This is a genomic window from Streptomyces sp. NPDC051987 (genome assembly GCF_040680735.1).
Classification (GTDB): Bacteria; Actinomycetota; Actinomycetes; order Streptomycetales; family Streptomycetaceae; genus Streptomyces.
Map to the genome: position 1 here is coordinate 8,517 of NZ_JBFAXI010000068.1, position 22,136 is coordinate 30,652.

Genomic DNA, 22,136 nt, shown 5'->3' on the forward strand with positions numbered 1-22,136 from the left:
TCGGGTGGATTTCTATGTTCCTTTTGTACGGTCTTTTCGGGTTGTGGGGGCGCGCCCGCCGGGTTTCGTCTGTGTTTGTGTGGGGGGGGGGCGGGCCGCGGCGCCGGCGCCCGCGGGGGGCCGGCCCCGTCGCCGTAGAGCTGCTCGACGTCACTTGTCGGTGTCGTCCTTCGCTGCGTCCTCGGTGGAGGCCTCTTCCTCGCCCTCGATCACGGGGATCAGGGAGAGCTTGCCGCGGGAGTCGATCTCGGCGATCTCGACCTGGACCTTCTGGCCCACGCCGAGGACGTCCTCGACGTTCTCCACGCGCTTGCCGCCGGCCAGCTTGCGGATCTGCGAGATGTGCAGCAGACCGTCCTTGCCGGGGAGGAGGGAGACGAAGGCGCCGAACGTCGTCGTCTTCACGACCGTGCCCAGGTAGCGCTCGCCGACCTCGGGCATCGTCGGGTTGGCGATGCCGTTGATGGTGGCGCGGGCGGCCTCGGCGGACGGGCCGTCGGCGGCACCGATGTAGATGGTGCCGTCGTCCTCGATGGTGATCTCGGCGCCGGTGTCCTCCTGGATCTGGTTGATCATCTTGCCCTTGGGGCCGATGACCTCGCCGATCTTGTCCACGGGGATCTTGACGGTGATGATCCGCGGGGCGTTCGGGGACATCTCGTCCGGCTTGTCGATCGCTTCCATCATCACGTCGAGGATGTGGAGGCGGGCGTCCCGGGCCTGCTTGAGGGCGGCGGCCAGGACGGAGGCCGGGATGCCGTCCAGCTTGGTGTCGAGCTGGAGGGCGGTCACGAACTCCTTGGTGCCGGCGACCTTGAAGTCCATGTCGCCGAAGGCGTCCTCCGCACCGAGGATGTCGGTGAGGGTGACGTAGTGCGTCTCGCCGTCGATCTCCTGGGAGATCAGGCCCATGGCGATACCGGCGACCGGGGCCTTCAGCGGCACACCGGCGTTCAGCAGCGACATGGTGGAGGCGCAGACCGAACCCATGGACGTCGAGCCGTTGGAGCCGAGGGCCTCGGAGACCTGGCGGATCGCGTAGGGGAACTCCTCGCGGGTCGGCAGGACCGGGACCAGGGCACGCTCGGCGAGGGCGCCGTGGCCGATCTCGCGGCGCTTGGGGGAGCCGACGCGGCCGGTCTCGCCGGTGGAGTACGGCGGGAAGTTGTAGTTGTGCATGTAGCGCTTGCGGGTCACCGGGGAGAGGGTGTCCAGCTGCTGCTCCATCCGGAGCATGTTGAGGGTGGTGACGCCCAGGATCTGGGTCTCGCCACGCTCGAACAGCGCCGAGCCGTGGACGCGCGGGATGGCCTCGACCTCGGCGGCGAGCGTACGGATGTCCGTGACGCCGCGGCCGTCGATGCGCTTCTTCTCCTTGATCACGCGCTCGCGGACCAGCTGCTTGGTGAGCGAGCGGTACGCGGCGGAGATCTCCTTCTCGCGGCCCTCGAACTCGGGGAGCAGCTTCTCGGCGGCCAGGCCCTTGACGCGGTCCAGCTCGGCCTCGCGCTCCTGCTTGCCCGCGATGGTCAGCGCGGAGGCGAGCTCCGGGCGGACGGCGGCGGACAGCGCCTCCAGGACGTCGTCCTGGTAGTCGAGGAAGATCGGGAACTCGCCGGTCGGCTTGGCGGCCTTGGCGGCGAGGTCGGCCTGCGCCTTGCACAGGACCTTGATGAACGGCTTCGCGGCCTCCAGGCCGGCGGCCACGACGTCCTCGGTGGGCGCCTCGGCGCCGCCCTTGACCAGCTGGATGGTCTTCTCGGTGGCCTCGGCCTCGACCATCATGATCGCGACGTCGCCGTCCTCCAGGACGCGGCCGGCGACGACCATGTCGAAGACGGCGTCCTCCAGCTCGCTGTGGGTCGGGAACGCGACCCACTGGCCGTTGATCAGCGCGACGCGGACGCCGCCGATCGGGCCGGAGAAGGGCAGGCCGGCCAGCTGGGTGGACGCGGACGCGGCGTTGATCGCGACGACGTCGTACAGGTGGTCGGGGTTGAGCGCCATGATGGTGGCGACGACCTGGATCTCGTTGCGCAGGCCCTTCTTGAAGGAGGGGCGCAGCGGACGGTCGATCAGGCGGCAGGTGAGGATCGCGTCCTCGCTCGGCCGGCCCTCACGGCGGAAGAAGGAACCGGGGATCTTGCCGGCGGCGTACATCCGCTCCTCGACGTCCACCGTGAGGGGGAAGAAGTCGAGCTGGTCCTTGGGGTTCTTGGAGGCGGTGGTGGCCGACAGCACCATGGTGTCGTCGTCCAGGTAGGCCACGGCGGAACCGGCGGCCTGCTTGGCCAGGCGGCCCGTCTCGAAGCGGATGGTGCGGGTGCCGAAGGCGCCGTTGTCGATGACGGCCTCGGCGTAGTGGGTCTCGTTCTCCACTAGCGTTTTCTCCGTTACTTTCGTCTGCATTACGTCTTTTGTCCCTGTCTGCCCGTGTGGCAGGGGGACGGATTCGGAGAAGCGCGCCGTGCTGTGCGGGCCGGTCTTCGATCGAAGCACCCGGGGCTCGCTTCCCCCCGGGGGCCACTACCGAGGACCGGCGGCGGCTTGGGTGCGCTTCTCCTTCTTCGCTGTCGTGCTGTGTCGTGCGTATGGCGTTGTGCTACCACACTACAAAGCGTGAGTGACACTCCGCACGTTTCCGCACGTACGGCAAAGGGAGCGGCCCCGGGTGTCTCTCCGGGAACCGCTCCCTTCACGGCGTCTTACTTGGCGCCCGCCGCACCGCGGCGGATGCCGAGACGGTCGACCAGCGCACGGAAGCGCTGGATGTCCTTCTTCGCCAGGTACTGCAGGAGGCGACGGCGCTGACCGACCAGGATCAGCAGACCACGGCGGGAGTGGTGGTCGTGCTTGTGGGTCTTGAGGTGCTCCGTCAGGTCGGAGATCCGACGGGACAGCAGGGCGACCTGGACCTCGGGGGAGCCGGTGTCACCCTCCTTGGTACCGAACTCGGAGATGATCTGCTTCTTCACTGCGGCGTCGAGCGACACTCGTACTCCTCGTGGTCTGAAAGGGCCACCGAGTGCCCCCGGTCTTTGTCTCGGGGGAGCTTCCGTTACTCGGGAGGCGGGGATCCGCTGGGCGCTGCCTCCAGGGTCCACGGGACTCCGGGGGTGCGTACACAAACGGCCGTCGTCAAGGGTACCAGTGCCGATGACGGGCTCTGACCCAGGGACAAGGAAGAAAGTACGGGCCCGGTACGACCGCCAGTAGTGTGACGGTCACAGCCCAGACACGAGGGGAAGGGGTCGCTGCGGGATGAGCGAGACGGCTGAGGAGATGAAGGCGCGCAAGGAGCGGGAACGGGACGAGCTCTACGCGCTCGACATCTCGGGCGTCGAGTGGCACTGCGCACCCGGTACCGAGCAGGACGAGGAGCGGGTCGAGATCGCCTACCTGCCCGAGGGCGCGGTGGCCATGCGGTCCTCGCTCGACCACGGCACCGTGCTGCGGTACACGGAGGCCGAGTGGCGGGCGTTCGTGCTGGGCGCGCGGGACGGGGAGTTCGACCTGGAGCCGAACGAGCGCAACGGGGGCCTGGCGGCCCAGTAGGCGACCTCGTTGGGGCGGCACGCACGCGTGCCGCCCCTTTTCGCGGTCCGCTGAGGTTTACGCGGTCCGCTGAGGTTTACGCGGTCCGCTGAGGCTGCTGCGCAGCACGAGCAGTCATGGCGAGGGCGGCCGGGTCGACGGACGCCAACTGGCAGCCGAACTGACGGCTCTTGCCCGTTTTGTTCACCGACTGTTCGGCAACAGGAAGGCCCGGCACACCACTTCAGGGCAGGGTGTGACCAAGTGGACCTCTGACGAGTGGCGGACGGGCCTGCCGAGGTGCGGCTCGTGGTGATTAGGCTGGGAGGGGGGCGCGACGTCAGGACCGTGAACACGGCGTCGGAGTTCCCGAGGGGGAGAGCCGGTGGATCGGACTACCTCACACGAATACGGATGCTGAGAACGACACGACATGGTCGTCGCGCCGGCACGGCATGAGGGTGCTCGACCACACCAGGAGGAACTGTGAGCAGCGATCGGGACGGGATCCGCGGGGGCTGGGCCACACCCGGCGATGACCAGCCCGACGCGGAGTCACTCAACGAGATGACGGGCGAGTTCACGATCGACTACGCGCCGCCCGCGTGGTACACGCAGAACGCGACCGACGGTGCGGACGCCGCGGAGGCCGCGGGAACGTCCGGCGCGGCGGGCGGGCCGGGCGCGGGTGCGGGTGGTTCGGGCTCTGGTGCGGGCGGTTCGGGTGCCGGTGCGAGCGGTTCGGGTGCCGGTGCGAGCGGCTTGGGCGCGGGTGCCGGTGCCGGTGCCGGTACGGGTCCTGCCGGTCAGCCTCGTTCGCCGTTCCCGCCGGGTGCGCCGATCCCCGGGCTGACTCCTCCTCCGCATGCCCAGCAGGGGGGTGCCAAGCCGGGCCCCGGTTCGCCCTTCACTCCGCCGCCGCCGGCTCCGCCGACGTCCGCCCCGGGCGCGCCGTTCACGGCACCGTCCGCCTCGGCTCCGGCGGCTCCGTTCACTCCCCCGGCGCCCATCGCGACGCCGGGTGCGCCGTTCACTCCGCCGCCCGCCTCGACTCCGGGTGCCCCCTTCACGCCGCCGCCCGCTGCGACGCCCGGTGCCCCCTTCACGCCGCCCCCGGCGTCAACTCCTGGAGCGCCTTTCACTCCTCCGCCCGCGTCAACTCCGGGGGCGCCGTTCACTCCCCCGCCCGCGTCAACTCCTGGGGCTCCCTTCACTCCCCCGCCCACCGCGGCGCCGGCCGCGCCGCCCGTGGCGCCGTTCACCCCGGCCGCACCGCCTGCCGAAGGGCCGGCCGCCGTGCCGAAACTGCCGGTCGGTTTCGAACCGCAGCCGCTTCCCGCCGAGGAGCCGGTGCCGGAGCACGAGCAGGAGCAGGGCAGCGGTGGTCTGGAGAGCGGTGCGGCGATGCGGATCTCCGCCGTCGCGATGAAGCGCCAGGTGGCCGAGACCGCCGAGGGGACCGCCGCCGACGAGGCGGAGGCCGAGGTCGCCGCAGCTCCGGCGAGCGCCGAGGCGGAGCCCGAGGAAGTCGAGGAGCAGGCCGACGAGACGCCCGAGCCGTCGTCCGCGCCGGTCGACGTGCCGACCCCGGACGCGGACGCCCCCGCCGAACTCGCGGTCGCCGAGGCCGACGCCGACGGTTCGGCCAAGGCGGACGAGGCCGTCCGGGAAGCCGCCCCGGCGGACACCGCGGACGAGGCCGAGCCGCAGCCGCAGTCCGAGAACGCGGTCGTCGATGCCCAGGACGACGAGGCCAACCCCGACGCCGCCGACGACGCCCCTCGCGCCGAGGACGACCAGACTCAGACCGACGAGGCAGACGAGGCCGACGGCCCCGTAGCCGTCGCGGAGCCCGTCGAGCCCCCCGCGGCCCCGGCCCCGCCGCAGGAGGCGCCCCCGGCTCCCGGGGACGCCGTGCCCACCACCTGGGCCCCCGCGCCGACGCCGCCGGCAGTGGTTCCGCCGCTGCCGCCGTCGTACCAGCCCGCCGCCCCCGCACCCGCCGCCCAGTGGCCGGTCCAGCAGGCCGCTCCGGAGCCGACGCCCGGTCAGCCCCAGCCCCAACCGCAGCCCCCGGCCGCGCCGCCGCAGCCCCAGCCGTTCCAGCCGCAGGCCCCGCAGCCCGCGCCCGCCGCCTGGAACCAGCCCGCTCCCCCGCAGCCCCCCGTGCCGGACGCGCACGGCGGCTACGGCTTCCCGCAGCCGGGCGCGCCTCTCCCGCCGCAGCAGGGGCCGGGCGGTTACGGCTTCCCGCAGCCTCCGGCGGCTCCGCTCCAGCCCGGCGGTTACGGCTTCCCCCAGCCCGGACAGCCGCAGCAGCCCCAACCGCCGCAGGCCGCCGCCCCGCAGGACCCGCGCGCCGCACAGGCACCGCAGGCACCGCAGACCGCCGAACCGCAGCCCGTGCCGCCGCAGCCGCAGCCGCCCGTCGACCCCCGGGCCGGTGCCGCCTGGCCGCAGCCCGTCCAGCACGACCAGCGGCAGATGACCAACCCCGGTGCCGCGCCGCTCGGTTACACCGCCGCGGTGGAACTGTCCTCCGACCGGCTGCTCAACAACAAGAAGCAGAAGCCGAAGAGCGGCCGGCCGGCCGCCGGGTCCTCCCGGTTCAAGATCGGCGGGAAGAAGGAGGAGGCCGACCGGCAGCGGAAGCTGGAGCTGATCCGCACGCCCGTGCTGTCCTGCTACCGGATAGCGGTGATCAGCCTCAAGGGCGGTGTCGGCAAGACCACCACGACCACCGCGCTCGGCTCCACGCTCGCCACCGAGCGGCAGGACAAGATCCTCGCCATCGACGCCAACCCGGACGCCGGCACGCTCGGCCGCCGCGTGCGCCGCGAGACCGGGGCCACCATCCGTGACCTGGTCCAGGCGATCCCCTACCTCAACTCCTACATGGACATCCGGCGGTTCACCTCGCAGGCCCCGTCCGGCCTGGAGATCATCGCCAACGACGTCGACCCCGCCGTCTCGACCACGTTCAACGACGAGGACTACCGGCGCGCGATCGACGTGCTGGGCAGGCAGTACCCGATCATCCTCACCGACTCCGGCACCGGTCTGCTCTACAGCGCGATGCGCGGGGTGCTCGACCTGGCCGACCAGCTGATCATCATCTCGACGCCGTCGGTGGACGGGGCGAGCAGCGCCAGCACGACGCTCGACTGGCTGTCCGCGCACGGGTACGCCGACCTGGTCTCGCGGTCCATCACCGTCATCTCCGGGGTCCGCGAGACCGGCAAGATGATCAAGGTCGAGGACATCGTGTCGCACTTCGAGACGCGCTGCCGTGGTGTCGTGGTCGTCCCCTTCGACGAGCATCTGTCCGCGGGCGCGGAGGTCGATCTCGACATGATGCGGCCCAAGGTGCGTGAGGCGTACTTCAACCTCGCGGCGATGGTCGCCGAGGACTTCGTGCGGCACCAGCAGATGCACGGCCTGTGGACCAACGACGGAAATCCGCCGCCCGTCGCCGCGCCGCCGATGCCGGGCCAGCCCCTCCCGGGCCAGCAGTACTACGCGCCCGGCCCGCAGCAGCCGTACGCACCTGGTCAGCCGCACCCGTACGCGCCCGGCCAGCCCTACCCGCAGCAGCAGCCGTATCCGCAGCCGCAACCGCAGCCCGCACAGCCTCCGCAGGGGCAGCCGCCGCAGCAGGAGCAGGAGCTGTACGGCCGGCCGCAGCCCGGCGCGCAGCCGTACCCGCCGCAGCCGGAACAGCAGCCATACCCCGCGCAGCCCCAGCCCCAGCCCCAGCCCCAGCCCCAGCCGGGATACGGCTACCCGCAGCAGCCGTCGCAGCCTCCGCAGGGGCAGCCCCCGCAGCAGTAGCCGCAACGCCGAAGGGCGGTCGGTGCCTCACCGCACCGGCCGCCCTTCGGCGTCTGTCCGAACCCTCCGGTCAGGCGCTCTCCGCCGCCACCAGCTCCCGGCAGCGCTTGACGTCCTCGGCCATCTGCTCCAGCAGCGCGTCGAGCGAGTCGAACTTGGCCTGGCCGCGGACGTAGGCCAGGAAGTCGACGGCGACGTGCAGGCCGTACAGGTCGAGGCCCAGGCGGTCGATGGCGTACGCCTCCACCGTGCGCTCGGTGCCGTCGAACTGCGGGTTGGTGCCGACGGAGATCGCGGCCGGCATCACCTCGCCCTGGGCGTGCAGGTAGCCGGCGTAGACGCCGTCGGCGGGGATCGCGGTGTGCGGGAGGGTCTCCACGTTGGCGGTGGGGAAGCCCAGCTCGCGGCCGCGCTGGGCGCCGCGCACGACCACGCCCTCCACGCGGTGCGGGCGTCCCAGGATCTCGCGGGCGCCCGCCATGTCGCCCTCGGCGACCAGGCGCCGGGTCAGGGTCGAGGAGAACGGCTCGCCGCCGCCCGCCTCCCCGCGCACGAACAGGTCGACGACCTCCACCTCGAAGTCGTACACCTCGCCCTGCTCGATGAGGAACTCGACGTTGCCCGCGGCCTTGTGGCCGAAGCGGAAGTTGGGGCCCTCGACGACGGCCTTCGCGTGCAACTTGTCGACCAGGACCTTGACCACGAAGTCGGCGGCCGACAGCTTCGAGAACTCGGTGGTGAAGGGCAGGATGAGCACCGCGTCCACGCCCAGCTCCGCCATCAGCTCGGCACGGGTGTGGTGCGGGGCGAGCAGCGGCGGATGGCTGCCGGGGCGGACGACCTCGCTGGGGTGCGGGTCGAAGGTGACGACGACCGCCGGGATGCCCAGCTCCCGGGCCCGGTCCACGGCGTGCCGGATGATCAGCTGGTGACCACGGTGCACCCCGTCATAGGAACCGATGGTGACGACGCTGCGCCCCCAGTCCTCGGGGATGTCCTCCAAGCCACGCCAGCGCTGCACTGTGTCCGCTCCTCGAACCCGTGTCCGTTGTCCCTCTTACGCAGGTCTAAGGGTGCCATGTCTGGCGCACTCGGCTCACACCGGCACGGTCGCTGTGACCGGGCGCACGTGTCCGCGGTCACGCGGGGACCCGCACGCCCGCCAGGTTGCCGAGCATCCGCCGGGTGCTCGGGCCGACCACCGCGGCCCATTCCTGCGGGGTGTCGGTGAGCCAGCGGGCCATCAGGGCGGCGAAGCCGGGCACATGCCGGCCGAGGTCGACCAGCCCGCGGTCGAACAGGGTCGCCCCGTCCGGGGTGCGGACGAGCAGCAGCCCGGTGCGCCGGACCAGCTCGCGCATGCCGTCGCCGTCGTCCTCGCGCTGCGCGGCGGCCGCGTGCAGCAGCGCGTCGAGGACGCCCGGGTCGCGCTCCCGGTCCAGCAGGAACTCCAACAGGTCCCGGCGCAGCGGTCGCGAGGCGGGAGTGCCGCCCGCGCCGAGGACGGTCGCGAGGGCCGCCCGGACCGGCTCGGGGCCTTCGTCGAGCAGTTCGGTGACCAGCGGGAGGAGGACGGTACGGGCGGCGGCGCCCTGGTCGAGGCGGCGCTCGACGAAGGCGGCCACCTGCCCGGCGAGCTCCGGCCGCAGCTCGGCGGCCTCCAGGACCAGGTCGGTGATGCGCCGGGCGAGCCCGGGGGCGGTGACGTGGGCGAGGGTGCGCAGCACCTGTGCGGCGTCCGGTCCGCGCAGCCGGGCGCGGAAGGCTTCCAGGACCTCGTCGGGATGGGTGGCCAGGGCCGGGACCAGGGCGGCGGGCCTGAGCTGGTGGTCACCGGCCGCGAAGTGCTCCAGCGCCTGCGGGAGATGCCGGGCGCGGGTCACCGGATCGCGGACCAGCAGGGCGAGGGCACCGCCGTGCAGGGTGCAGTCGGCGGGGCGGGCGAGCAGGGCGAGCGCGGCGTGGCGGAGCAGTGCGCGGTCGGGGTCACTGCGGACGTACGGGGCGGTGCGCAGCGCGTGGGCCACGGCGGCCGCCCGGCGGGCCGGCCGCTCGTCGTGCGCCCAGCGGTCCACGGCCCGGCAGACCGCCGACGGCTCGTCCTCGGCGAGGACGGCGAGCAGTTCGTCGCCGCGCCGGTGCGCGGCGTCCACCAGCACCTCCGTCAGGTCGTCCAGCGCCCGGTGCCGGTGGGTGTGCAGCAGCGCCTGGGCCGCCGTCGCCACGGTGGCGTGCGGCATCGCGGGCAACGGCCGCTCGTCGTCGAACCACCGGGTGAGATACGGCTGTACGGCGGTCGGGTCGGCGGCCAGCAGCCTGGCCACGGCGTCCAGGTGGCGCGGGGCGGTGCCCTCGGGCTCATCCGGCACCGGCCGGACAGCCGGCTGGGTCGGTGGCCGGGCCGACGGTCGGGCGGGCCGTTGCGCCGACGGTCGCGTCGGCCGGGCTCGGAAGCGGCCGACGCCCGCGGTCTCCGGCAGCGGCTCGTCGGCCAGCACCAACCTGCGGAGCAGGTCGAAGAGGTCGGCGGCCGGAAGGGCGAGCGCGGTCCAGAAGTCCGGCCCGAACTCGGCGGACGCGGCGCGCCGCCGACCCATCACCCGGTCGGCGAGCAGGCGCAGCACCCCCAGGTAGGGGGCCGCGTCGGGCAGCCGCAGCAGAGTCTGGGCGAGCAGCCGCCCCGCCCACCAGGAGCCGGGGTCCAGGTCGAGGGCGTGCATCAGCTCGTCCAGCCGTGGCGCGAGACGGCTGGGGCCGTACTCACGGTCGAGCAGCAGCAGGGCCTGCACGACCGGGCCCACCCGGTGGTGCGGCACCGGCACCAGGTGGTCGCCCAGGGGGGTGCTGGGGCGGTGGACCAGGGCGTGCAGGGCCTCGTCCAGGTCCAGGTGCATGCCCTGGATCCAGTCGGCGAGCTCCTCGTGGGCGAAGCGGTAGCCGCCGCCGGCGGGGACCAGCAGGCCCTCGGTGAGCACGGCGGAGGCCCAGCCGGAACCGCCGCCGAGGTGCGCGGGCACGGGTCCCCAGGGGAACACCGCTTCGAACGACTCCCGGTCCAGCTCGCCCTGTCCGGAGCCGAGGCTGCGCCGGGCGACCTCGTGCACCTGTCCGGAGACCCGGGCGGCGAGGCGTCGTACGGCAGTGCCGCGCAGGCCGTTCTCTGCGGCCAGCCGGACCGCGATGCGCAGGCACATCAGGTCGAGGTAGGCGGCGAAGACGTCGTGCCGGTCGATCGGGGCATGGGCGGCCGGGGCGTCCGGGAGGGCGGCGCGGACCTCGGCGAGCAGGCGCAGGGCGAGGGGGTGGCGGGCGTCGCGGTCGATGAGGACGCCGTCGGGGATGCCGTAACGGAAGCGGGCGCGGCGGGCCTCGGCGGGGGTGAGGTCGGTCAGCCGGACGCAGCCGGGGGCGTCGGTGCCCTGGTGCAGCAGGTCGGGCGGGAACTCGGCGCCGGCCCGCTCCCAGTACTCGTCGCGGCAGGCCAGGAGGAGGCGCGCACCGGTGTCGCGCAGCCAGTCGGCGGTGCCCTCGGTCCAGGCGGGGAGCCGGTGGGCGAGGACCGGGGGCATTTCCTCGGGGCCGTCCAGCAGAAGCAGGAGCGGGCGCCCGGCGCGGGCGGCGAGGCGGGCCAGTCGCTCCACGGTCAGCTCGCCGAGGTCGCCCGGAAGCTGGGAGCGGGAGGCGGCGACGATCCGGACCGCGCGCTCCAGGGAGCGGCGGGCGGCGTCGGCGAGGGAAGCGTCGGCGTCCTTGAGGTCGGCGCCGCGGAGCCAGAGGGTGGGGGCGGGGTGCGCTGCGTGGTTGCGGCGGGCGGCGAGGGCGGCGAGTTCGGTGGTGCGGCCCGTGCCGGGGGCGCCGACCAGAGCCAGGACGGTGCCGGAGGCTTTGCCGGTGCCGGAGGCTTTGCCGGTGCCGGAGGCTTTGCCGGTGCCGGAGGCTTTGCCGGTGCCGGTGCCCGTGTCGGTGCCGATGCCGGTGCCCGTGCCCGTGCCGGTGCCTTCGGCGAAGGCCGACAGTGCGTGTGGGACGGTCGTGCGTTCGACTGGTGGTACGGGGGCGGTGTGGTCGCCCGGGAGTGCCGCGAAGGGTGGTGGGGCGGCTGCGGGTGGGTGGGGGCCGGTCGCGCAGTTCCCCGCGCCCCTTCGGGGCGCTCCGGTGCTCGAAAGGGTGCCCGGGGGGCCGTCCTGGGCCACGGACGTGGCCGTCAGTTCCAGGGCGCCCGCGAGGTTGAGGTCGACGCCGTAGGACGGGACCGTGGCCGCGTTGGCGGCCAGGAGGTCGGCGAGGGGACCGCTGCCGGGGTGGTGGAGGGGGACGGCGAAGCCCACGTCCCGCTGGCCGGACTGGAGGGCGGTGCCGAGGACCGCCAGGACGGCGCCGGTCTCCGCGTCCAGGACCGGGCCGCCGGCCGCGCCGCCGCCCAGGCGCAGCGCGTCCCGGCCCGCCGTGCCGATCGCCAGCTCCAGGGCGTCGTCCACGAGATGGAAGCGGTCGGTGGCGGTGTACGTCACCTGGGTCGCGGCCAGCACCCGGGCCTCGCGCCAGCGGTCGGCGGCGACGCGGACGTAGGTGCCGGCCGGGATGCGCTCCCGTACGGTGATCGGCAGCGGGTCCACGGCGAGGCCCTCGGTGCGGACCAGCGCCAGGTCGAGGGCGGGCAGCGGGACGACGGCGTCGGAGCCGACCACGCAGGTGCGGTCCCCGGCCGCGTGCAGCACGATCCGGGCGAGGCCGTCGACGGCCTCGTGACTGGTGATGAGCGTCCCGTGGTGATCGGCCAGGAAGCCGGTGCCGCGCGGACGGCCTGCCAGGTCGCGGACCCGGACCAGCCGCTCGTCGAGCCCCGGCGCGGCCCCCTTCTCCGCTTCCCGCCCACCGTCCGCCGTCCGGCGGCCGCTCTCGGTCCGCGGGCCCCGTACCGCCATGATCGAACCTCCCCGCCCGTACACCCGTGCCCTTGTCGCCGGCTGTCTTCGACCGTAGGCGCGAAATGATCAGCGGGACAGAGCGGTCGGTGAACGCGCCCCCCTCCGCTCCCCCGGTTCACTCCGAGCGCCTGCTCGGTCGGGTGAATAGCCCGGGGCGGGTGGATACACCCTAGGGGTGGGGGAACCGAGGGGGGACCGTGGAGCGGCGGCGGCGCAGACCCCGTGGCCGCCGCTCCACGGGCAGGACCCAGGAGGCTCAGGTGAAGACGGCGAGGCTCTTCGCCTTGCCCTTCTGCTCCTCGACGAGCGCCAGGAAGCGGCCCTCGGGGTCGAACACCGCGACGGGGCCGGCGCCCGCGTACTCGTCCGGCATCTCCAGGCGCACGCCGTTGGTGAGCAGGCGGGCCCGCCTGGCGTCCACGTCCCAGCGCCGGAAGGCGGCCCCGGCCGCCTCGGCGACCGGCATCACGGTCAGCTCCTGCTGGAGCTGGTCGAGCGTGCGCGCGGCATCCAGCTTGTACGGCCCGACGCGGGTACGGCGCAGCGCGGTGAGGTGGCCGCCGACGCCCAGGTCGGCACCGAGATCGCGGGCGAGGGCGCGGATGTAGGTGCCGGAGGAGCAGACGACGGAGACGACCAGGTCGAGCACGGGGGTGCCGTCCTCGGCGACGGCGTCCCGGAGGTCGTACACGGCGAAGGAGGAGACGGTCACCGGGCGGGCCGGGATCTCGAACTCCTCGCCCTCCCGGGCCCGCTTGTACGACCGCACGCCGTCGATCTTGATGGCGCTGACCTTGGACGGGACCTGCATGATGGTGCCGGTCAGCTTGGCGACCCCGGCGTCGACGGCCTCACGGGTGACCTTGGAGGCGTCGGTGGACGAGGTGATCTCGCCCTCGGCGTCGTCCGTGATCGTGTTCTGCCCGAGGCGGATCGTGCCCAGGTACTCCTTCTCGGTGAGGGCGAGGTGCCCGAGGAGCTTGGTCGCCCGCTCGATGCCGAGGACGAGGACGCCCGTGGCCATCGGGTCGAGGGTGCCGGCGTGCCCGACACGCCGGGTGCGGGCGATGCCCCGCATCTTGGCGACCACGTCGTGCGAGGTGAAGCCCGACGGCTTGTCCACGATGACAAGGCCGTCGGGCGGGGTGGGCTTGCTGGTCATTCGGTGGCGTCGTCCGTCTCGTCGGCGTCGTCCTCGCCCGGCTTCCGGTACGGGTCGGCCTCACCGGCGTAGGCGGCGCCCGCGGAGGCCTCCCGGACCTTCGCGTCGGACTGGCGCGCCCGGTCGAGGAGGTCCTCGATGTTCCGGGCGGTGTCCGGGAGGGCGTCCGCCACGAAGGCGAGGGTCGGCGTGAACTTCACGCCGGCCGCGCGGCCGACCTCGGACCGGAGAATGCCCTTGGCGCTCTCCAGACCGGCGGCGGCGGCCTTCCGCTCCTCCTCGTCGCCGTACACCGTGTAGAAGACGGTCGCCTCCCGGAGGTCACCCGTGACCCGGGTGTCCGTGATGGTGACGTGCGAGCCGAGCCGCGGGTCCTTGATCCCGCGCTGCAGCTTCTGGGCCACCACCTCCCGGATGAGGTCCGCCAGCCTTTTCGCCCGCGCGTTGTCGGCCACTGGTCCGTCTCCCGTTCTTTCTTCTTGTCGTTCTCAGGTCTCAGGTCTAGTCGTCGTCGCCGTGGAAGCGCCGTCGGACGGAGAGCAGCTCCACCTCGGGGCGGCCGGCGACCAGCCGTTCGCACCGGTCGAGTACGTCGGTCAGGTGCGCGGCGTCGCCGGAGACCATGGCCAGGCCGATGCCGGCCCTGCGGTGAAGGTCCAGGTGGTCCACCTCGGCAGCGCTCACGGCGTACTTCCGCTGGAGTTCGGCGACGATCGGGCGGACGACGGAGCGCTTCTCCTTCAGCGAGTGGATGTCGCCGAGGAGGAGGTCGAAGGACAGGGTCCCCACGTACATGGATGTATCCGGTTAACCCGCCGGTGCGGGATCGATGGCCCTGTCAGGAACGGTACCCCGTCCCTGCCGGGGGCTCGACCGACTTTCCCCGGCCGTGACGGGCCGGCGCCGACCGGGCCTTCTCGCCCACCCGCTCGCCCGACGGTGGGCCGAGAGCTGGCCGACACGGGGCTCCGCCCCGGACCCCGCCCTCGCCCACCCGCCACCCGGCTCGGTGAGCTGAAGTGGTGCCCTCTGGGGCCAAGCCTGCTTGGCGGACCGAGGCGCTTGCTTCTTGCCGACCGAGTCGGGTGGTGGGTGGGCGAAGGTCCGGGGTCCGGGGCGGAGCCCCGCGGCGGGGCCGCTCGGCCTGCCGGATCGGAAAAGTACCGGCCGACGGCACCGAAGTCCCGTCGGCCAGCTACCAACCGTGGGGGTCAGACCCGCGGCTTCTCCCGCATCTCGTACGTCGCGATGACGTCGTCGATCTTGATGTCGTTGAAGTTGCCGAGGTTGATACCGCCCTCGAACCCTTCGCGGATCTCGGTGACGTCGTCCTTGAAGCGGCGCAGGCCCTCGATGTTGAGGTTCTCCGCGACCACCTTGCCGTCGCGGATGAGGCGGGCCTTGGTGTTGCGGCGCACCTCGCCGGACCGGATGAGGACACCGGCGATGTTGCCCAGCTTGGACGACTTGAAGACCTCGCGGATCTCCGCCGTACCGAGCTCGACCTCCTCGAACTCCGGCTTGAGCATGCCCTTGAGGGCCGCCTCGATCTCCTCGATCGCCTGGTAGATGACCGAGTAGTACCGGACGTCCACACCCTCGCGCTCGGCCATCTGCGCCGCGCGGCCGGCCGCGCGGACGTTGAAGCCGATCACGATGGCGTCGGAGCCCATCGCCAGGTCGATGTCGGACTCCGTGACCGCACCGACGCCGCGGTGCAGGACGCGGATGTCGACCTCTTCGCCGACGTCCAGCTGGAGCAGGGAGGACTCCAGGGCCTCGACGGAACCAGAAGCGTCACCCTTGATGATGAGGTTGAGCTGCTGGACCTCGCCGGCCTTGAGCACCTTGTCCAGGTCCTCCAGCGACACGCGGCGCGTGCGCTTCGCGAAGGCGGCGTTGCGCTCGCGGGCGGCACGCTTCTCCGCGATCTGGCGGGCCGTACGGTCCTCCTCGACGACGAGGAAGTTGTCGCCGGCACCCGGGACGTTGGTCAGACCCAGGACCTGCACCGGCGTGGAGGGGCCGGCCTCGGCGACGTTGTTGCCGTTGTCGTCGAGCATGGCGCGGACGCGACCGTAGGCGTCGCCCACGACCATCGTGTCGCCGACCCGCAGGGTGCCTCGCTGGACGAGGACCGTCGCCACGGCACCGCGGCCGCGGTCGAGGCGGGACTCGATCGAGATGCCCTGCGCGTCCTGGTTCGGGTTGGCCCGCAGGTCGAGCGAGGCGTCGGCGGTCAGGACGACCGCTTCCAGCAGCTCGTCGATGTACAGACCCTGCTTGGCGGAGATGTCGACGAACATGGTGTCGCCGCCGTACTCCTCGGCCACCAGGCCGTACTCGGTCAGCTGACCGCGCACCTTGGTCGGGTCGGCGCCCTCGACGTCGATCTTGTTGACCGCGACGACGATCGGGACGTCGGCCGCCTTGGCGTGGTTGAGCGCCTCGACCGTCTGCGGCATGACGCCGTCGTTGGCCGCGACGACCAGGATCGCGATGTCGGTCGACTTCGCACCGCGGGCACGCATGGCGGTGAACGCCTCGTGACCCGGGGTGTCGATGAAGGTGATCTTGCGCTCTTCGTCGTTGACCTCGGTGGAGACCTGGTAGGCACCGATGTGCTGGGTGATGCCGCCGGCCTCGCCCGCGATGACGTTCGTCTTGCGGATGGCGTCGAGCAGTCGGGTCTTGCCGTGGTCGACGTGACCCATGACGGTGACGACCGGCGGACGGACCACCAGGTCGTCCTCGCCGCCCTCGTCCTCGCCGAACTCGATGTCGAAGGACTCCAGGAGCTCGCGGTCCTCCTCCTCGGGGCTGACGATCTGAACCGTGTAGTTCATCTCGTCGGCGAGGAGCTGCAGGGTCTCGTCGGAGACGGACTGCGTGGCCGTGACCATCTCGCCGAGGTTCATCATGACCGCGACGAGGGACGCCGGGTTGGCGTTGATCTTCTCCGCGAAGTCGGTGAGCGACGCGCCGCGGGAGAGACGGATGCTCTCGCCGTTGCCGCGCGGCAGCATCACGCCGCCGACGCTCGGGGCCTGCATGGCCTCGTACTCCTGGCGACGCTGCCGCTTCGACTTGCGACCACGACGCGCCGGACCGCCGGGACGGCCGAAGGCGCCCTGCGTGCCACCACGGCCGCCGGGACCGCCCGGACGTCCGCCGAAGCCGGGACGACCGCCGCCGCCACCGCCGGGACCGCCGCCGAAGCCGCCGCCACCGCCGGGGCCACCGCCACCGGGACGGCCGGCGAAGCCGCCGCCACCGCCCGGACGGGCGCCGCCGCCGCCACCGGGACGACCGGCGAAGCCGCCGCCCGCGGGACGACCGGCGCCGCCGGGACGACCCGCACCGCCGGGACCGCGACCGCCGCCACCGGGGCCGGGACGCGGGCCGGCAGCGGGACGCTGCGGCATCATGCCGGGGTTGGGACGCGGACCCGCGGAGCCGCCGCCGGGACGCGGACCGCCCTGCGGGCGGGGCATGCCGGCCGGGCTCGGGCGGGGACCGCCGGGAGCCTGGGGACGGGGTCCGCCGCCCTGGGCGCCGGGCGCCTGCGGACGGGGACCGGCGCCGGGGGCACCGGGGCCACCCGGGCGCGGACCGCCCTGCGGGCGCGGGGCCTGCGGGCGGGCCATGCCGGTGGAGCCACCGGACGTGAAGGGGTTGTTACCGGGACGCGGGCCGGCCGGACGGGCGCCACCGGGACGCGGGGCCTGGCCACCCGGACGCGGCGCGCCCTGACCGGGACGGGCGTCGCGCTGACCGGGGGCCGGACGGCCACCGGGGCGCGGGGCACCCTGGCCCGGACGCGGGGCGTTGCCGGGACGCGGAGCCTGCGCGGCGGCCGGGCTCGGCGCCGCGGCGGCCGGAGGCGACGGCGGGGCCGTGAACTCGGGCGCAGCCGGAGCCGGACGCGGCGCGGGCTTCGGACCCGGGACGGGACGCGGGCCGGAGGCGGCCGGCGCGGGGGTGACCGGCGCCGGTGCCGGAGTGGCGGGCGCCTGCGGAGCCGCCGGGGCCTGGGCCTGCGGCTGCGGGGCCGCCGGACGCGGGGCCCCCGGCTTCGGGGCACCCGGGCGGGCCGCCTGCGCCGGAGAGGGCGCGCCGGGCTTCGGCGCGGCCTTGCGCGGGGCGGGCTTGCCGGCGGACCGGCCGTTGCCACCGCCCTGGAAGGCGTCTGTCAGCTTGCGTACTACGGGCGCCTCGATCGTCGAGGACGCCGAACGGACGAATTCACCGAGTTCCTGGAGCTTGGCCATGACGACCTTGCTCTCCACCCCGAACTCCTTGGCGAGTTCGTATACCCGGACCTTAGCCACTTCGCTCCTTTTAGGTCCGGGTGTGTCCGGACCGTCGCTACTTCATGGGCGTACTCATCGCGTGCTCATCGAGTGCTCATCGCAATCTCGACCTACTTCCAACTCGCGGGGTACAGAGCCGCACGGACGTTCCGGACGACGCTTCTTACGGTGTTACTGCTCGACGTGCCGGCGCAACGCCTTTACGTCCAGCGGGCCCGGGGCGCGCAGCGCCCGCGGGAGTGCCCGGCGGCGCACCGCCTGGTCCAGACAGACCTGGGCAGGGTGCACATACGCACCCCGGCCGGGCAGCGTACCGCGAGGATCGGGGACGCATTCGTCCTCGACCGCCACGATCCGCAGCAGTTCGGTCTTGGCCGCTCGCTGCCTGCACCCCACACAGGTGCGCTCAGGGCATGCGCGGGCTCGCGTCCGGCCAGACACAGCTAAGTCTACCTCCCCGCACCGACCTCACCCCTTCGGGGCAAAGATCGAACGGCCGTTGTCGTAATCCAAGCGACCTGCGGCTTGGAACTATTCCCCCCGTCCGGGTGAACCCGGAAGCGGGGGGAGGCGGTCCACCTCGCGACTACTCGGACACCTGTTCGGTGTCCGGGCGGATGTCGATCCGCCAGCCGGTCAGCCGGGCGGCCAGCCGGGCGTTCTGTCCCTCTTTACCGATCGCCAGCGACAGCTGGTAGTCCGGCACGGTCACCCGAGCCGAGCGGGACGCCAGGTCCACCACCTCGACCTTGGAGACACGGGCCGGGGACAGCGCGTTCGCCACCATCTCGGCCGGGTCGTCCGACCAGTCGACGATGTCGATCTTCTCACCGCTCAGCTCGCCCATGACGTTGCGGACCCGGCCGCCCATGGGGCCGATGCAGGCGCCCTTGGCGTTCAGGCCCGAACGGGTGGAACGGACGGCGATCTTCGTACGGTGACCGGCCTCGCGGGCGATGGCCGCGATCTCGACGGACCCGTCGGCGATCTCCGGCACCTCCAGCGCGAAGAGCTTCTTCACGAGGTTCGGGTGGGTGCGGGAGAGCGTGACGGAGGGACCGCGGACGCCCTTCGCCACCCGCACCACGTAGGACCGCAGCCGCATGCCGTGCGGATAGGTCTCACCGGGCACCTGCTCCTGCACCGGCAGGATGGCCTCCAGCTTGCCGATGTCGACGAGCACGTTCTTCGGGTCGCGGCCCTGCTGGACCACTCCGGTGACGATGTCGCCCTCGCGGCCGGCGTACTCGCCGAGCGTGGCGTCGTCCTCGGCGTCGCGCAGCCGCTGCAGGATCACCTGTTTGGCGGTGGTGGCGGCGATCCGGCCGAAGTCCGTCGGGGTGTCGTCGAACTCGCGCGCCTCCTGCCCCTCCTCCAGGTCCTCGGGGTCCTCCTTCGCCCACACGGTCACGTGCCCGGTGTTCCGGTCGAGCACCACGCGCGCGTGGCGGCGGCTTCCCTCGGTGCGGTGATAGGCGATGAGGAGGGCCGACTCGATCGCCTCGACCAGCAGGTCGAAGGAGATCTCCTTCTCCCGAACCAAGCCCCGCAGGGCGCTCATGTCGATGTCCACGGCTACGCCTCCTCCTCTTCCGTCATGTCCTTCTTGTCCTTGCGGTTGAACTCGACCTGCACCCGCGCGCGGTCGATCTCGGCGAACCCCAGTCTGCGGCCGGTGACCTTGCGCCCCTTGACGCCGGGCACCTCCAGGTCGAGACCCGTGTCGTCGACGTCCAGGATCCTGGCGACCAGTTCACCGCCCTCGGCCAGCTGGAACCGCACCAGGCGGTCCACGGCGCGCAGGTAGTGGCGGTGCTCGGTCAGCTGGCGCTCCGCGCCGGGGGTGCCGACCTCCAGGGTGTACTCCCCCTCGCCCATCGCGTCCGTCTCGTCGAGCTTCGCCGAGAGCTCACGGCTCACATCGGCGATCTGGTCCAGGTCCGCCCCGGTGTCGGAGTCGACGACGACGCGCAGCACACGCTTGCGTCCGACGGAGTCCACGGCGATCTCTTCGAGATCCAGTCCCTGGGAGGTGACGAGCGGTTCCAGGAGCTCTCGCAGCCTCTCGCTCTGGGTGGTGCTCATCCGGGTGACTCCTCGGCCGCGTGTGCTGTTGTGGGATGGGTCGTGTGTCTGGTCAAAGGGTATCGGGTCGCGGAGGGTGTTGCGTCCGGGTGCCTCCCACCGAGCGCCGATCGCCCCATGGGCTGAAGGCTGCGGTTTTTCGGGCGGGTGCGGCTCGGTGGGGGCTGGTGGCGCAGTTCCTCGCGCCCCCGGGACGGCTGTCGAGCCGGTGACATGAGTTCGAGGGGTGCACGGGTAACGTGATCACGGTCGGGTGCATGTCCGCCCGTGTGTTCGTACGAGCCCCCTGAGGACGTCTGCCGTGTCGTTCCCCTCGCTGTTGCGCAGAAGGAGCCTGATCGTTTCGGTGGCCTCGGCCGCCGTGCTGACGGGCTGCTCAGCCGGTTCGGACTCCGCCGGGAGCGGTGGGAGCACGTCGGTGTCCGCGCGGGCACGCGCGCGTGCGGCGCGGGACAGCCGGGGGCTGTTGCGGCAGTACGACGCCGTCCTCGCCGCCCACCCGACGCTCGCCCAGCGGTTGCGCCCGCTGCGGGCGGAGGTGGCGGCGCACGCGGTGGCGTTCGAGGAGGGCGCCGCCTCACCGTCGGCGACCGGTTCCCGGTCGGCCACCGGTTCGCCGTCGGCCGCGGCGTCCGTGTCGTCCGCGCCGGCCGTGCCCGCCGACGAGAAGTCCGCGCTCGCCGCGCTCGCCGCCGCCGAGCGGAACCTCGCCGACCGGCGGGCCGAGGAACTGCTGGAGGTGCCGGGAGAACTGGCGCGGTTGCTGGCCGGAGTGGCGGCGGCCGGGGCCGGGCACGCGTACTTGTTGACGAAGGGGGACCAGTGAGCGACGAGGCGCGGGCGGCCGTGGTCCAGGCGCTCCAGGCGGCGCTGGCGGCCGAACACGCGGCGGTCTACGGCTACGGCGTCGTCGGCGGCCGGATCGGCGGACAGCGGCAGGCCGAGGCGCGGCAGGCGTACGACGCGCACCGGGCCCGCCGGGACGCGCTGGCCCGGGAGGTGCGGGACCTGGGCGGTGCGCCCGTCGCCGCGAGCGCGGCGTACGCGCTGCCGTTCGCCGTCACGGATCAGGCGACGGCCGTACGGCTCGCCGCCGAGCTGGAGGAGCGGGTGGCCGACGTCTACTCCGACCTGGTCCGGGCATCCTCCGGCGAGCGGCGCAGCGCGGCGGCCGGGGCGCTGCGGGAGGCCGCGGTGCGGGCGGTGCGCTGGAGCGGGCAGAGCGTAGCCTTCCCTGGGCTCGCCGAGCGGGCGGGCTCCGGGACGACGGCCGGTGGGTCGGCCGCGCCCCCGGCTTCGGCTTCGGCTGCTTCGGCCACCCCCTAGAGCGGGAAAGGAACGACTCGCGTATGGCTTTCGAACCGCCGCGGCGCCTGGTGCGGGCGCTCGGTGAGACGGCGCCGAACGGTGACGACTGGCTGGAGAAGCTGCCGGATGCGGTGGAACAGGCCGTCGCGCTACGCGAGTTGACCGTGGAGCGGGTGCAGGTGCCGGGCGGCCGCAGCAGTGTGGTGCTGCTGGTGCGGCGGGCGGACGGCACCCCGGCCGTGCTGAAGCTGGCGCCGCGGCGGGCCCGGCCGGAGAGCGAGGCGGCGGCGCTGGCGCACTGGGGCGGGCTCGGCGCGGTGCGGATGCTGGAGGCCGACGGGGCCGCGGGGGTCCTGCTGCTGGAGCGGCTGCACCCGGAGGTGTCGGTGCGGTCGCTGCCCGAGGCCAAGGCGCTGCTGGAGGCGGCCGGGACGCTGCGGCGGCTCTGGGTGGAGCCGCCGTCCGGGTACGCGTTCGAGACCGTGGCCGAGCGCACGGGACGGCAGGCGGCTGCGATGACCCGGTCGGCCGGGGACGCCGAAGTGGCGCCGTTGGTGACGGCGGCGGTCGCGGTCCGGGAGGAGTTGCTGGCCGCGCCGCCCGAGGGGCGGCTGCTGCACGGCACGTTCCGGCAGAGCAAGGTGCTGGCCGGGGAGCGGATGCCGTGGCTGGCGGTGGGGCCGGACCCGGTGGTCGGAGAGTGCGCGTTCGACCTGGCGCGGCTGGTACGGGACCGGGTGGAGGACCTGATCGCCTCCCCGTCCGGGGCGTCGATCACCCGTCGGCGGATCAGGCGCCTCGCGGAGTCCCTTGAGGTGGACCAGGAGCGGTTGCGGGGGTGGACGCTGTTCCGGGCGGTGGAGTCGGGTGTGCGGGCGCTTCGGGTGGGGCGGCCGAAGGATGCGGAGCTGCTGCTCGAATTCGCCGGGTGGGTTTGACGTCTTCGGGTGCGGGTCGCGGGGCTTGGCGCGCAGT

At 73.1% G+C, this 22,136-nt stretch carries 16 protein-coding genes; 5 read left to right on the forward strand and 11 right to left on the reverse strand.

All coding sequences use genetic code 11. The features are described from left to right. Positions 1 to 150: 150 nt before the first annotated feature. Positions 151 to 2,379, reverse strand: coding sequence for a polyribonucleotide nucleotidyltransferase (locus AB0M11_RS29115; RefSeq protein ID WP_365710624.1), 2,229 nt, complete (start codon positions 2,377 to 2,379; stop codon positions 151 to 153). Between the two features lie 326 nt (positions 2,380 to 2,705). After that, on the reverse strand, positions 2,706 to 2,993 hold the full coding sequence (gene rpsO, locus AB0M11_RS29120; RefSeq protein ID WP_004924725.1) for a 30S ribosomal protein S15: 288 nt from the start codon (positions 2,991 to 2,993) through the stop codon (positions 2,706 to 2,708). 268 nt (positions 2,994 to 3,261) lie between these two features. Here rpsO and AB0M11_RS29125 point away from each other — a divergent pair, with 268 nt between their 5' ends. Both AB0M11_RS29125 and AB0M11_RS29130 read left to right on the forward strand, forming a co-directional pair. Then, positions 3,262 to 3,555 carry a DUF397 domain-containing protein gene (locus tag AB0M11_RS29125; protein WP_181804473.1) on the forward strand — a complete coding sequence of 98 codons (294 nt, stop codon included), beginning with the start codon at positions 3,262 to 3,264 and terminating at the stop codon, positions 3,553 to 3,555. A gap of 465 nt (positions 3,556 to 4,020) precedes the next feature. Further along, positions 4,021 to 7,365 carry an SCO5717 family growth-regulating ATPase gene (locus tag AB0M11_RS29130; RefSeq protein ID WP_365710627.1) on the forward strand — a complete coding sequence of 1,115 codons (3,345 nt, stop codon included), beginning with the start codon at positions 4,021 to 4,023 and terminating at the stop codon, positions 7,363 to 7,365. A 70-nt stretch (positions 7,366 to 7,435) separates the two neighbouring features. On the opposite strand, the gene AB0M11_RS29135 is transcribed toward AB0M11_RS29130, so the two are convergent. From AB0M11_RS29135 to rimP, 9 genes are all read right to left on the reverse strand, one after another. Beyond that, positions 7,436 to 8,386, reverse strand: a complete 951-nt coding sequence (locus AB0M11_RS29135) for a bifunctional riboflavin kinase/FAD synthetase (protein ID WP_365710629.1) — start codon at positions 8,384 to 8,386, stop codon at positions 7,436 to 7,438. A 118-nt stretch (positions 8,387 to 8,504) separates the two neighbouring features. Next, entirely contained in the window at positions 8,505 to 12,290 is a 3,786-nt protein-coding gene (locus AB0M11_RS29140) for a trypsin-like peptidase domain-containing protein (RefSeq protein ID WP_365710631.1), read from the reverse strand. A gap of 259 nt (positions 12,291 to 12,549) precedes the next feature. Further along, positions 12,550 to 13,455 carry a tRNA pseudouridine(55) synthase TruB gene (gene truB, locus AB0M11_RS29145; RefSeq protein WP_365710633.1) on the reverse strand — a complete coding sequence of 302 codons (906 nt, stop codon included), beginning with the start codon at positions 13,453 to 13,455 and terminating at the stop codon, positions 12,550 to 12,552. Beyond that, positions 13,452 to 13,910, reverse strand: coding sequence for a 30S ribosome-binding factor RbfA (gene rbfA, locus AB0M11_RS29150; protein ID WP_365710635.1), 459 nt, complete (start codon positions 13,908 to 13,910; stop codon positions 13,452 to 13,454). Before rbfA ends, truB begins: the two co-directional genes overlap by 4 nt. A 46-nt stretch (positions 13,911 to 13,956) precedes the next feature. Continuing rightward, a complete protein-coding gene (locus AB0M11_RS29155; protein ID WP_046732584.1) occupies positions 13,957 to 14,250 on the reverse strand; it encodes a DUF503 domain-containing protein in 294 nt (97 codons plus the stop codon). Between the two features lie 416 nt (positions 14,251 to 14,666). After that, positions 14,667 to 17,786 carry a translation initiation factor IF-2 gene (gene infB, locus AB0M11_RS29160; protein WP_365710637.1) on the reverse strand — a complete coding sequence of 1,040 codons (3,120 nt, stop codon included), beginning with the start codon at positions 17,784 to 17,786 and terminating at the stop codon, positions 14,667 to 14,669. Between the two features lie 153 nt (positions 17,787 to 17,939). After that, complete coding sequence (locus AB0M11_RS29165) at positions 17,940 to 18,209, reverse strand: YlxR family protein (RefSeq protein WP_365352891.1); 270 nt, start codon at positions 18,207 to 18,209, stop codon at positions 17,940 to 17,942. 145 nt (positions 18,210 to 18,354) lie between these two features. Further along, positions 18,355 to 19,341: a transcription termination factor NusA gene (nusA, locus tag AB0M11_RS29170; RefSeq protein ID WP_365710639.1), complete on the reverse strand. Its 987-nt coding sequence runs from the start codon at positions 19,339 to 19,341 to the stop codon at positions 18,355 to 18,357. Positions 19,342 to 19,343: 2 nt separating this feature from the next. Beyond that, the gene (gene rimP / locus AB0M11_RS29175) at positions 19,344 to 19,853 is read right to left on the reverse strand and encodes a ribosome maturation factor RimP (RefSeq protein WP_365710641.1); all 510 of its coding nucleotides are present in this window, start codon (positions 19,851 to 19,853) and stop codon (positions 19,344 to 19,346) included. Between the two features lie 418 nt (positions 19,854 to 20,271). On the opposite strand from rimP, the gene AB0M11_RS29180 reads away from it, so the two are divergent. The 3 genes from AB0M11_RS29180 to AB0M11_RS29190 are packed head-to-tail and all read left to right on the forward strand — an operon-like array spanning position 20,272 to position 22,099. Then, the gene (locus tag AB0M11_RS29180; protein WP_365710643.1) at positions 20,272 to 20,679 is read left to right on the forward strand and encodes a hypothetical protein; all 408 of its coding nucleotides are present in this window, start codon (positions 20,272 to 20,274) and stop codon (positions 20,677 to 20,679) included. Continuing rightward, the gene (locus tag AB0M11_RS29185; protein ID WP_365710645.1) at positions 20,676 to 21,179 is read left to right on the forward strand and encodes a ferritin-like domain-containing protein; all 504 of its coding nucleotides are present in this window, start codon (positions 20,676 to 20,678) and stop codon (positions 21,177 to 21,179) included. The genes AB0M11_RS29180 and AB0M11_RS29185 overlap by 4 nt, the downstream gene beginning before the upstream one ends. Positions 21,180 to 21,202: 23 nt before the next feature. Continuing rightward, entirely contained in the window at positions 21,203 to 22,099 is an 897-nt protein-coding gene (locus tag AB0M11_RS29190; protein ID WP_365710647.1) for an aminoglycoside phosphotransferase family protein, read from the forward strand. Positions 22,100 to 22,136: the final 37 nt, after the last annotated feature.

What these genes read in the sequence shown, in the direction of transcription:
- AB0M11_RS29190 (WP_365710647.1), top strand. Translation starts at nt 21,203, where the DNA reads ATGGCTTTCGAACCGCCGCGGCGCCTGGTGCGGGCGCTCGGTGAGACG.
- AB0M11_RS29155 (WP_046732584.1), bottom strand. Translation starts at nt 14,250, where the DNA reads ATGTACGTGGGGACCCTGTCCTTCGACCTCCTCCTCGGCGACATCCAC.
- truB (WP_365710633.1), bottom strand. Translation starts at nt 13,455, where the DNA reads ATGACCAGCAAGCCCACCCCGCCCGACGGCCTTGTCATCGTGGACAAG.
- rimP (WP_365710641.1), bottom strand. Translation starts at nt 19,853, where the DNA reads ATGAGCACCACCCAGAGCGAGAGGCTGCGAGAGCTCCTGGAACCGCTC.
- AB0M11_RS29140 (WP_365710631.1), bottom strand. Translation starts at nt 12,290, where the DNA reads ATGGCGGTACGGGGCCCGCGGACCGAGAGCGGCCGCCGGACGGCGGAC.
- AB0M11_RS29125 (WP_181804473.1), top strand. Translation starts at nt 3,262, where the DNA reads ATGAGCGAGACGGCTGAGGAGATGAAGGCGCGCAAGGAGCGGGAACGG.